This is a genomic window from Kitasatospora sp. NPDC057512 (genome assembly GCF_042802135.1).
In the GTDB taxonomy this organism is placed as follows: domain Bacteria; phylum Actinomycetota; class Actinomycetes; order Streptomycetales; family Streptomycetaceae; genus Kitasatospora.
Map to the genome: position 1 here is coordinate 1 of NZ_JBHVET010000409.1, position 7,499 is coordinate 7,499.

At 72.2% G+C, this 7,499-nt stretch carries 7 protein-coding genes and 2 tRNA genes; 2 read left to right on the forward strand and 7 right to left on the reverse strand.

What is annotated here, in order from left to right:
• Positions 1–67: 67 nt before the first annotated feature.
• The 4 genes from ACFU6K_RS24450 to ACFU6K_RS24465 all read right to left on the reverse strand — a co-directional run bounded on the left by ACFU6K_RS24450 (position 68) and on the right by ACFU6K_RS24465 (position 3,446).
• Complete coding sequence (locus tag ACFU6K_RS24450; RefSeq protein WP_380546627.1) at positions 68–730, reverse strand: ATP-dependent Clp protease proteolytic subunit; 663 nt, start codon at positions 728–730, stop codon at positions 68–70.
• Positions 731–786: 56 nt separating this feature from the next.
• The gene (locus ACFU6K_RS24455; RefSeq protein ID WP_380353544.1) at positions 787–1,407 is read right to left on the reverse strand and encodes an ATP-dependent Clp protease proteolytic subunit; all 621 of its coding nucleotides are present in this window, start codon (positions 1,405–1,407) and stop codon (positions 787–789) included.
• A 268-nt stretch (positions 1,408–1,675) separates the two neighbouring features.
• Positions 1,676–3,067 (reverse strand): trigger factor, encoded by a 1,392-nt coding sequence (gene tig, locus ACFU6K_RS24460; protein WP_049648954.1) that lies wholly within the window; start codon positions 3,065–3,067, stop codon positions 1,676–1,678.
• A 305-nt stretch (positions 3,068–3,372) separates the two neighbouring features.
• A tRNA-Pro gene (locus ACFU6K_RS24465) sits at positions 3,373–3,446 on the reverse strand.
• A gap of 182 nt (positions 3,447–3,628) precedes the next feature.
• Between ACFU6K_RS24465 and ACFU6K_RS24470 the strand changes: the two genes are divergently transcribed.
• A tRNA-Gly gene (locus ACFU6K_RS24470) sits at positions 3,629–3,699 on the forward strand.
• A gap of 83 nt (positions 3,700–3,782) precedes the next feature.
• On the opposite strand, the gene ACFU6K_RS24475 is transcribed toward ACFU6K_RS24470, so the two are convergent.
• On the reverse strand, positions 3,783–4,340 hold the full coding sequence (locus tag ACFU6K_RS24475) for a hypothetical protein (RefSeq protein WP_380666364.1): 558 nt from the start codon (positions 4,338–4,340) through the stop codon (positions 3,783–3,785).
• A gap of 189 nt (positions 4,341–4,529) precedes the next feature.
• Between ACFU6K_RS24475 and ACFU6K_RS24480 the strand changes: the two genes are divergently transcribed.
• Positions 4,530–5,321 (forward strand): DUF6348 family protein, encoded by a 792-nt coding sequence (locus tag ACFU6K_RS24480; protein WP_380666366.1) that lies wholly within the window; start codon positions 4,530–4,532, stop codon positions 5,319–5,321.
• A 33-nt stretch (positions 5,322–5,354) separates the two neighbouring features.
• Here ACFU6K_RS24480 and ACFU6K_RS24485 read toward each other — a convergent pair whose 3' ends face one another.
• A complete protein-coding gene (locus ACFU6K_RS24485; protein ID WP_049648957.1) occupies positions 5,355–5,552 on the reverse strand; it encodes a hypothetical protein in 198 nt (65 codons plus the stop codon).
• A 500-nt stretch (positions 5,553–6,052) separates the two neighbouring features.
• Entirely contained in the window at positions 6,053–7,279 is a 1,227-nt protein-coding gene (locus tag ACFU6K_RS24490; RefSeq protein WP_079271718.1) for a PP2C family protein-serine/threonine phosphatase, read from the reverse strand.
• Between the last annotated feature and the right edge of the window lie 220 nt (positions 7,280–7,499).

The following is a 7,499-nucleotide window of genomic DNA, read 5'->3' on the forward strand; positions in this document are numbered from 1 at the left end:
GCACCCGTGTGCGCACCCCGCCCCGACGGGCCCCGCCGACCCGCTCGCGGGCCGGAGGGAGCCGACCTCAGGAGGTCAGCGAGGTCTTGCGGGTGGAGATGATCTGGTCGATCAGGCCGTACTCGGCGGCCTCCTCGGCGGTCAGGATCTTGTCGCGCTCGATGTCGTCGCGCACCTGCTCCGCCGTCCGGTTGGAGTGCTTGGAGAGCATCTCCTCCAGCTGCTCGCGCATCCGGAAGATCTCCTTGGCCTGGATCTCCAGGTCGGACACCTGACCGCGGCCGGTCTCGGTGTACGGCTGGTGGATCAGGATCCGGGCGTTCGGCAGCGCCATCCGCTTGCCGGGGGTGCCGGCCGCGAGCAGCACGGCCGCGGCGGAGGCCGCCTGGCCCATGCAGACCGTGGTGATGTCCGGCTTCACGTACTGCATGGTGTCGTAGATGGCCGTCAGGGCCGTGAACGAGCCGCCGGGCGAGTTGATGTACATCTGGATCTCGCGGTCCGGGTCCATCGACTCCAGGCACAGCAGCTGCGCCATGATGTCGTTCGCCGAGACGTCGTCGACCTGCGAGCCGAGGAAGATGATGCGCTCCTCGAACAGCTTGGCGTACGGGTCGTACTCGCGGATGCCCTGCGTGGTGCGCTCGACGAAGCGCGGGACGATGTAGCGGCCCTCGGCGCGCATGTCCTCGACGCGGGCCTGGGCGGCCGACAGGCTGGGGATGTTCATGGGGGTCCTTGTCCTCCGGGGCGTTGGGGCTGTGGTGTCGCGGGCCGGGCCGAGGCTCAGGCAGCGCCCGTGCCGCCGCCGCCGGGGACGTCCGCGGCGCTGTGCATGATCGCGTCGATGAGGCCGTACTCCAGGGCCTCCTCCGGGGTGAACCAGCGGTCGCGGTCGGAGTCGGCGGTGATCTGCTCGAAGGACTGGCCGCTGTGGTGCGCGATCAGCTCGGACATCCGCTTCTTGGTACGGAGCAGCTGCTCGGCCTGGATCCGGATGTCGGTGGCGGAACCGCCGAGGCCCGCGGAGGGCTGGTGCATCAGGATGGTGGAGTTCGGCAGCGAGAAGCGCTTGCCCGGGGCGCCCGCGGTGAGCAGGAACTGGCCCATCGAGGCCGCCATGCCCATCGCGATGGTGACGACGTCGTTCTTGATGTACTGCATGGTGTCGTAGATCGCCATGCCGGCCGAGATCGAGCCGCCCGGGGAGTTGATGTAGAGGAAGATGTCCTTGTCCGGGTCCGCGGCCAGCAGCAGCAGCTGCGCGGTGATCTTGTTGGCGATGTCGTCGTCCACCGCCTGGCCGAGGAAGATGATCCGCTCGTTGAGCAACCGGTTGTAGACCTGGTCGCCAAGGCCGCCGAGCACGTCACCAGCGGCGGCGTGCGGTGCCATCGGGCCAGGCATCTGCATCTGCGGGAACGTCACTTAGCCACCTGCTCAGTCGATTTGGACGGTCGCTCCACGGCCGTCACGGTGTCGCACAGCTTCCGGGTATCACGTCGTGATTGTTGCTGTCCAAGGACCCTAACGCGCAGGCCCGGCCGCAGAATCCCTCACGCAGAACTGTTCGCTGTGAGCGCAGGGTCGCGGCGGCCGCCGGGCCGGACGACAGCGGGCCCGGACACCGTACGGCGTCCGGGCCCGCTGCGGCCGGAAGGGGCTACCGGGGCGCTCAGGCCTCGGTCTTCTCCTCGGCGGCGGTCTCCTCGGCGGCGGCCTCGACGGTCTCGGCCGTCTCGTCCTCGTCGTCGAAGTTGACCTCGTTGCCCTCGGTGTCGACGACCTTGGCGGCCTCGACCACGGTGGCCAGCGCCTTGCCGCGGGCGACCTCGCCGACCAGCAGCGGAACCTGGCCGCCCTGGACGACCTGCTGCGCGAACTGGTCCGGGGTCAGGCCCGAGCCGGCGGCGCGGCGGATGAGGTGCTCGGTGAGCTCCTCCTGGTTAACACCCAGCTCCTCGTTGGCGACGATCTGGTCCAGGACGAACTGGGTCTTGATGCCCTTCTTCGCCTGCTCCTCGATCTCCGCGTCCCACTCCTCGCGGGTCTTGCCCTGGGTCTCCAGGTAGGCGTCGATGGTGAGGCCCATCGGCTGGAGCTGGTGGTGCTCCACGTTGTGCTTGCGGGTCTCGACCTCGTCCTTGAGAAGCTTCTCGGGGTACTCGATCTCAACCAGCGCGAGCAGCGCGTCCAGGACCTTCTCCTGGGCCTGGGTGGCCTGGTCGTACTCCTTCATGCGCTCCAGGCGCTTGCGGGAGTCGGCGCGCAGGTCCTCCAGGGTGTCGAACTCGCTGGCCAGCTGGGCGAACTCGTCGTCCAGCTCGGGCAGCTCCTTCTCCTGGACGGCGGTGACGGTGACGGAGACCTCGGAGGTCTTGCCCGCCTGGGTGCCACCCTTGAGCTCGGTCTCGAAGGTCTTCTCCTCGCCGGCCGACAGGCCGATGACGGCCTCGTCGATGCCGTCGATCAGACGGCCCGAGCCGATCTCGTAGCTGACGCCGTTGGCGGTGCCGTCCTCCGGCACCTCGCCGTCGACCTTGGCCACCAGGTCGACGACCACGATGTCACCGGCGGCGGCGGCGCGCTCGACGTCCTTGACCGAGGAGAAGCGCTCGCGCAGCTGCTCCAGCGACTTCTCGATGTCCTCGTCGGAGACGGCGATCGGGTCGACGGTCACCTCGATGGAGGAGAACTCCGGCAGGGTGACCTCGGGACGGACGTCCACCTCGGCGGTGAACTTCAGGTCGCCGCCATCGGCGATCTTCTCGACACCCTCGATGTTGGTGATGTCGGGCTGTCCGAGGACCTCGATCTTGCCCTCGTCGACGGCCTGCGTGTAGAAGCGCGGCAGGGCGTCGTTGACGGCCTCCTCCAGCACGGCGCCACGGCCGAAGCGCTGGTCGATGACCCGGTTCGGGATCTTGCCCTTGCGGAAGCCCGGGACCGAGACCTGCTGGTTGATCTTCTTGTACGCCGCGTCGAGGCTGGGCTTGAGCTCCTCGAAGGGCACCTCGACGGTGAGTCGAACCCGGGTCGGGTTCAGAGTCTCGACGGCGCTCTTCACGGTTAGGTCTCCTAGGGGCTTGCGGTCAGGTTGTCTCCGCCCGTCCCCGTCGTCCGGACGGAGCCGGAAGGGGGGTCGGACGAGACGGGCGATGGGCGGTTGGAGCTGCATCTCCCGTGGGGTGGACGGTGAGCTTGACTCCTCGCCCTCGTGCGGTTGACCTGGGTTGACGCCACAGGGACTACCGCCAGCGCCCCATCCTACCGGTACCACGAAAGGCGGACGCCAGGCGCCACCGTACCGCCGTCCGGGAGCGCCGAGACAGAACAGGGCCCCGCCCCTACGGACGAGACCCTGCCGCACTGTCGGGGTGACCGGATTCGAACCGACGGCCTTCCGCTCCCAAAGCGGACGCGCTACCAAACTGCGCCACACCCCGTGGTGCCGAGAGGAAGCGTACACGCCGGGCCTGGGCGGCTCGCCGACATAATCCGCCCGGGCGCGACGCGACATATACCGCGCGGGCGCGCAGGGGGCGTGCGCGATCCGGTGTGCACGCGGGCGGCCGGACCAGGTAGGCTGTCCCCCGAACTTCCGGCCGGTGACGGCTGGGAAGGTCGTGCGGGCGTAGCTCAATGGTAGAGCCCTAGTCTTCCAAACTAGTCACGCGAGTTCGATTCTCGTCGCCCGCTCTCCGGTCCGGCCCCGGTGTGCCCAGCACACCGGGGCCGTCGACGTTTCCCCGCCCGGAGGCCTCGCGAGGCCCCCGGGGGCCTCAGAGCCCGAGCCGGGCGGCCCGGGCGGCGGCCCGGTCCAGCAGCTGGTGGACGTCGCCCTCCCGGGTGGTCGGGCGGTCGTTGTACTCGTCCGGGGAGCGCGCCGGGCGGCCGGTGGCGTGCAGCACCTCCATCAGCTGGACCCGGGCCGTGCGCACGGTGGCCGGGGTGCCGTAGCCGTGCGCCAGGACGGCGGCCTGCGCGCCGAGCAGGCAGACCCGGCCGGCCTCGTCCCACATCGCGCCCTGGAGCCAGCCGTGCGCCCCGATGTAGCGGGAGGCGAGCCTGAGGTGGTCGGCCGCGGCGACCGGGACGGGCCGGGCGGGCCGGCCCAGCGCCCGGTCGAGCAGGGTGGCCCGGGGCTCGGGGTGGCCGGCGTGCCAGGGCCGCGGGGTGCTGCCGTACGGGCAGACGTACGGCACCGGGGTGCGCGCGGGGGCGGGCAGCGAGGCGAGGTAGGCCTCGATCTCGGCGACCAGGCCGGAGTCCGCGGGGCCGAACGGCGGCGGACCGGGGGCGAGAAGGACGGGCGGGGGCGGGGCGGTGCTGCGGGGCATGCGGGTCCTCCGGGCGGACGGCCTTCAGGTTCCGCTGCCCAAAATGGGGCATACGAGACATTTTCGCGACCGGAGGGTCGCGGGGTCCGCACGGTTTCCCGGTGGGCTGTCAGGCCGATAGCCTCGGCGGCGTTCGAGCGCAGTTCGAGCGCGACCTCATCCGCGCGCTCCCGGAGTGGAGGAGTCCCGGTGGGTCCTCAGGAGCGGCTGGCCGTCATACAGCGCTGTGTGGTCCGCGAGATGGCGCGGCTGGGCCAGGTGTTCCGCCCGGACGGCGAGGTGGTCCGCGGCCCCGGCACCACGGCGGTGGCGGTCCGCGAGCACCCCGGGGACGACGGCGCCGGGCACGTGGACCTCGGCTTCGTGCTGCACCTGGGCCGGGCGGACGCCCCGGTGGTGTGGGACTGCGCGGCCGGCCTCGGCAAGACCGAGGAGGAGAAGCTCGCCAACGCGGTGCGGATGTGGGCGACCACCACCGCCTCGGTGCTGGTCGAGCTCGCGGAGGGCCGCGGGGTGCACGCCGACCGCCCGGCCCTGCCCGAACTCCCGGGCTGGCGGGCGGTGCAGGGGCCGGCCGCGGTGTTCGGCTTCGGCAACGAGCACCTGGCGGGCTGGCTGGCCGAGCACCGGGTGCTGCCGGCGCTGGCGCCCGCGCTGCGCGCGGAGTTGACCGGGCCCGGGCCGGTGGGCGTCAAGCTCTTCCTGGGCGGCAAGGCCGGGGACGACGTCGCCGAGGTCCGGGTGGGCGGCGAGGTGTCGGAGGCGGCTTCGGCGGCGCTGCGCGCGCTGGACTGGCCGCGGGGTGAACGGCTGTGCTGGGCACGGCTGTTCGTGCTGCTGACGGCCGAGCCGGCGGCTTCGGGGCAGCACACGTCGGCGGGTGCCGCGGCACCCGCGCCGATGCGTGTCCCGGCCCCGGCGGCCGCGCGCCCCCGGGGACTGTTCGCTCGCTGGCGGGAAGCCAGACGGGCCGGCCGGTAGCCCCGCGGCGGGGGTGCGGACGGCCCGGCCGGATCAGCCTCCGGTGATGCCGGAGATGCTGTGCGCGAGGTTGGCCAGCAGGGAGTTGATCGAGGTCGCGACCGTGGTCTCGTGCAGCATGAAGCCGAACAGGGCGGCGACGATCGCGTGCGGGATCTTCATCTGCTTGTTGCGGATGAAGATGATGCACAGGATCGCGAACAGGACCAGAGCGGAGACGGAGAGTGCCACCCGGACTCACTTCCTCGTTTTCATAGCGGGGTGCCGCCGCCCGGCGGCACCTGCGAAAGCCGGACCCCGGCCTGTCCGACGGTCCCGAGGCGGAATCGCGGACCGTCCGGCACACCGCCGGTGAGGGAGCCCGCGGTCGACCGCTGTCTGTCGTGCCGCACGTGACGCCCCCTATCCCCCGAATCCTGAACAGTCCCGCCCGGACTCAGTGTGGTCGACCGTGCCGATTGCGTAAAGGTCTGAAAGTCAGTCCAACGCCGATATCCTGCGATGCGAGACGAGTTTCCGCCGACCGGGACGATAGCGGAGCCGTCCTGACGAATCGTCGGCGGGGCCGTGCTGAGCGGCCGGGAAACCGTCGGGGGCGGGTAACGGAAGCCAGTGGTCCGGTCAGTCGACGGGGCGTCCGATTTGGCTGAAGATCAGCTGCCAGGCTTGACAGCCGCGGCTGCCTCCGGCATGTGCCCCGGCGACGGGGGCCGGGCGGGTGCCGGCGGGTGTCAGTCGCGCCAGAGCAGCAGCACGGCGCGGTCGTCGTTGATGTCCCGGGCGACCGTCTCGATCAGCGCGCCCGCGGCGCCCGCGCCCGTGCCGGGTCCGCCGCCGGGTACCAGCCGGTCCGCCTCGCCCATCAGCCGGTCCATGCCCTCCCCGAGGTCCCGGCCCGGCGCCTCGACCATGCCGTCGGTGCACAGCATCAGCACGTCGCCCCGGTTCAGCCGGCCGCGCACGCCCTCGAACTTGGCGCCGTCGTAGATCCCCAGCAGCGGGCCCTCGGCCTGCTTGACCTCCCAGCGCCCCTCCCCGGCCAGCCGCTGCATGCCCGGCAGGTGCCCGGCCGAGAGCAGCTCGTACTCGCCGGTGTCCAGGTCCAGCACCAGGTGGACGGCGGTGGCGAAGCCCTCCTCCCAGGACTGGCGCAGCAGGTAGCCGTTGGCGGCGGGCAGGAAGTCGTGCGCGGGCAGCGAGCCGACCAGGCCGCCGAAGGCGCCGGAGAGCAGCAGGGCGCGGGAGCCGGCGTCCATGCCCTTGCCGGAGACGTCCGCGAGGACCACCTCCAGCAGCCGCTGGCCGGGGCCGGTGCGTGCGGCGACCACGAAGTCCCCGGAGAAGGACTGGCCGCCGGCCGGGCGCAGCGCCATGTCCGCGTGCCAGCCGTCCGGCAGCTCGGGCACCCGGCTCTGCACCCGCAGCCGCTCGCGCAGGTCGAACAGCATGGTGGAGCCGCCCCACCAGGGCACGCCGACCCGGGCCCGGAACTGGGCGAGCAGCAGGCCGCCCACGCCGGCGGCGCCGACCACCAGGGCCGCGCCCGGGGTCACTCCGTAGAGGTACGCCTCGGGGTTGTTGCTGGCGACCCGCTGGCCGGTGTGGATCACGGACTCGGAGGAGAGGCCGAGCGCGGCCAGCGCGTACAGCACCACCAGGCTGCCGGGGCGCAGCAGCAGGGCGCCGGCCAGGATCGGCAGGACCAGGGAGGTGGGCGGGGCCCAGCCGGGGATCCAGATGTTGAGCATGATCAGCAGCGGGACGAGCAGGGCGAGCGCGCAGAGCACCGGCCAGTCGGCGGCGCCGCCGCGGAAGTAGTCCACCCCGGCCGTGCGCAGCCTTCGGCGGACCCGGCGGAGCCTCTTGCGCAACCGGGCCGTCACGGACTCGGACGCCGGGGCGGCGCCGGGCCTCGTCGCAGTCGTCTGGGGCGGTGTGCCCGGCGCTCTGCCAGCCATGGGGTCCGACCCTATCCACGGGTACCGCCCGGCGTCGACGGGACGGGGGCGGGTGGTGGCGCCGGAGCGCCGGGCGTCCACCGGGTTTCGGCCGATCGGAACGGTTGCGGGCGTGCCGTCAGGAGGCCTGCGCGGGTTGGGCGTACGAACCGCGCGGGCGGCGCGCGCGCCCCGCGCGCAGGGTCTCCGGCGCGCGGGGGCCTGTGGCCGATCCCACAGG